The following is a 3,562-nucleotide window of genomic DNA, read 5'->3' as shown; positions in this document are numbered from 1 at the left end:
ATATTATACCTTCAAAGAAAACGATTACAGAGAAAAAAAGCAAAGTGCCTAGTAAAGTTGAAAAACCATCAGCAACTATAACTACACCAAAACCAGTAGTGAGTAAACCAGAAGTTTCAGTTCCTGTATCAACTACTTCTATGGTTTGCGAAGACGAATTAGGAAACACTATTCATACGGTTCAAAAAGGGGAAACTTTATATAGAATTGCTAAATTATACAATGTTAAATTGAATGTTCTTAAAGAACTTAATGAAGAAGTGGTTGAATATTTACCGGAAGGGTATTTACTTATAGTAAAATTAGGTAATTTAGAATTAGCCAAACACGAAAATATTCTAGTTGAGAGACCAAATGTAGCTCCAATTTCTTTAGAAAATATGTCTAAAGTTGATTTTTTAATTGCTAAAGCATCAGAACATCTTGGAACTCGTTACCGTGGTGGTGGAACAACTTCTGCAGGATTTGATTGTTCAGGATTAATGTTTGCAACTTTTAAGAACATCGACATGACTTTGCCACGATCTTCAGGATCAATGGCAGTAGGCGCAGGGGTAAAAATTGAACGAGATCAGGCTCAAAAGGGCGATTTAATCTTTTTTACTACCAATGGAAGAGGAAGCATTAACCATGTGGGTATGATAACTGAAATTATTGGCGATGAAATAAAATTTATTCATTCCTCGGTGCAATCTGGAGTGGTTATTTCATCTACAAAAGAACCGTATTATGCCAGACGATTTATTCAAATCAACAGAGTGTTAGAATAGCTAAATTAAAAGCTATTCGTTTTTAAATTATTTATTTTTCGCTATTGAATACAGATTAAATAGGCTCTGCGTATAAATCAAATTCGGTGGCATCTATTATTTTTAGATTTACAAAATCGCCTGTTTTTAAATAATATTTTGAAGCATCAACTAACACTTCATTATCCACATCCGGACTATCAAATTCGGTTCTTCCAATGAAATATTGACCTTCTTTTCTGTCGATAACACATTTAAAAGTATGTCCTATTTTTTCCTGATTCAAATCCCACGAAATTTGCGATTGTAAATCCATAATTTCAGCAGCACGCGCTTGTTTTACCTCTTGTGGAACATCATCAACTAAAACATAAGCGCCCGTGTTTTCTTCATGCGAATACGTAAAACAACCTAATCGTTCAAACTTCATTTCTTGTACCCAATCGCGTAGAATTTCAAAATCTGCTTGTGTCTCACCAGGATAACCCACAATTAGTGTAGTTCTAATAGCCATTCCAGGAACTCGTTCTCTAAATTCTTGTAATAATTTTGTTGTTTTTTCCTTCGTGGTGCCACGTTTCATCGATTTCAAAATATCGTCAGAAATGTGCTGCAGCGGAATATCGATGTAATTACAAATTTTAGGTTCGCGTTTCATAACATCTAAAACGTCCATTGGAAAACCACTAGGAAAAGCATAATGCAAACGAATCCATTCTATTCCGTCAACTTTTACAAGATTTTCTAATAATTCGGCAAGATTGCGTTTTTTATATAAATCTAAACCATAATAGGTTAAATCTTGAGCAATTAAAATTAATTCTTTTACCCCATTTTTAGCCAAACCTTCAGCTTCTTTTACTAATTTTTCAATAGATTGCGAAACGTGTTTTCCTCGCATTAATGGAATCGCACAAAAGCTACATGGTCGATCACAACCTTCGGCAATTTTTAAATAAGCATAGTTTTTGGGGGTAGTAGTTAAGCGTTCGCCAAGCAATTCATGTTTGTAATCAGCGCCTAAAGCTTTCAATAAAAGCGGCAATTCTGTGGTGCCAAAATATTGATCCACATCGGGAATTTCTTTCTCTAAATCTGGACGATAACGCTCAGATAAACAGCCGGTTACAAATACCTTATCAACTAAACCTTGTTCTTTTTTGTCAACATATTCCAAAATCGTATTTACCGATTCTTCCTTTGCATTGTCAATAAAACCACAAGTGTTAATTACCACGATATTACCTTCTTCTTCGTGTACTACTTCTTTTCCGTTGGCTTTTAATTGTCCCATTAAAACCTCACTGTCGTAAGTATTTTTAGAACATCCAAGGGTAATTACATTGATTTTATTTTTCTTTAACGATTTGGTTCTCATCCCTATTAATTTGAACGGCAAAATTACATAAAATAATCAGTTGAAGCACCAGCGTTTTCAAATTTTTTAAAGGCATGGTCCCGCTGTTCGCTATATCCGCTAAGGCGGGATGTCGCTTCCATCGGGGCTAAATACAATCTTTTAAGCATAAAAAAACCACTTCGGTTGAAGAAGTGGTTGTAGTATAAAAATTGATTTTATCAGATTAAAAATAAATTGAGTAAGTAATTGTGATATTGTTATTGGTAGTTCTAATTCTTGCGGCATCATTCATTCCTGATGAAAGAAATGCTACATTTTGGCTTCTACTATCATTTGCAAAGGCAAAATCTAGTTTGGTTTCGCCAAAATTGTATCCCAAACCAGCTGAATAACCTTTTAAATCACTCATTTCTGAAGTTGATTTATACGGACTTTCTTCAAAACGATAACCACCACGAACACTCCATTGCTTAATTTTATATTCGCCACCAATTCTTAATTCATAAGCATTTTTAAATTGTTGACTCATTTGTGTGTTTAAATCGCTGAATAAACTTACGCTTGTTGGTCTAAATTTAATATTACTATAATCTTTCATGGCATAATCTAAACTGATTAGTCCTTTTTTATTGAAAATATAAGCACCACTAAACGTAATTTTACTTGGTGTTTGAATTTTATAAGCAGGGTAAACATTAATTACATTTGGAGCAACTACTTCTTTAAAATTAGCAATACCGTCTGTTGTGTTTACTATTAATCGTTGCGATAATTCATCATTTAGTTGGTACCAAGTAGGCGACTCATAAGCAATTCCTGCTCTAAATGCCTCCGTAACTTTTAGAATTGCACCCAGGTTTAATGAGAATCCTGTTCCATATGTGTATAGTTCGTTATCAAACTGAATATTTCTGGCAGTATATCCGGTAGAAAAAAGTGGATTATTATTACTTTCATAAACCGAAGTTGTTTTTACATAGTCAGTGAAATGGGCATTTAAATTCATTCCTAAAAACAATCTATTTTTATAAGATGTTGCAATATTTGCAGAGAATTTTCCATTATATCCTGTAGCAGAAACATAATTTTCTTGTCTAAAATTTCCTCCAGTATAATTAACATTTGAATAATAAGAACCTGGCCCATTAGATTCTAAAAGAAATGCTTGATAGCCCAACATGGCTTGTTGTGCAGGAAAGCCTAAACCACTTTCTTCACCTAAATAAGTATACAAATCGGTTATCGATTCACCGGGTTGCAATTCAACAAACTCGTTTGGTAAACCTTGTGCTTTGTCTAAAAAATATCGATCTATTGAATTGGAAAGATTGGTTCCTTTTGAAAAAATTTCGGTATCAAAATTATTAGTGTTGTCATAGTTTAGAGCAACTGCAATTTTAGACCAATCAGTTTTTCCTGATTTATCATTAAAAACCAAAACAGCGCCAATTTG

General features: G+C 33.4%; 3 protein-coding genes. 1 reads left to right on the top strand and 2 read right to left on the bottom strand.

What is annotated here, in order from left to right:
* Positions 1 to 770, top strand: a 770-nt coding sequence (locus ACIQZC_RS09970) for an NlpC/P60 family protein (RefSeq protein WP_396139074.1), incomplete at its 5' end; no start/stop codon positions are given.
* A 55-nt stretch (positions 771 to 825) separates the two neighbouring features.
* Here the strand turns inward: ACIQZC_RS09970 and rimO are convergent.
* Both rimO and ACIQZC_RS09960 read right to left on the bottom strand, forming a co-directional pair.
* Positions 826 to 2,127: a 30S ribosomal protein S12 methylthiotransferase RimO gene (gene rimO, locus ACIQZC_RS09965; RefSeq protein WP_396139073.1), complete on the bottom strand. Its 1,302-nt coding sequence runs from the start codon at positions 2,125 to 2,127 to the stop codon at positions 826 to 828.
* A 205-nt stretch (positions 2,128 to 2,332) separates the two neighbouring features.
* Positions 2,333 to 3,562, bottom strand: a 1,230-nt coding sequence (locus ACIQZC_RS09960; RefSeq protein WP_396139072.1) for an OmpP1/FadL family transporter, incomplete at its 5' end; no start/stop codon positions are given.

The organism is Flavobacterium sp., from assembly GCF_044338735.1.
In the GTDB taxonomy this organism is placed as follows: domain Bacteria; phylum Bacteroidota; class Bacteroidia; order Flavobacteriales; family Flavobacteriaceae; genus Flavobacterium.
The sequence above is the reverse complement of the archived record's forward strand: the minus strand, read 5'-3'. Positions and strand labels throughout refer to the sequence as shown.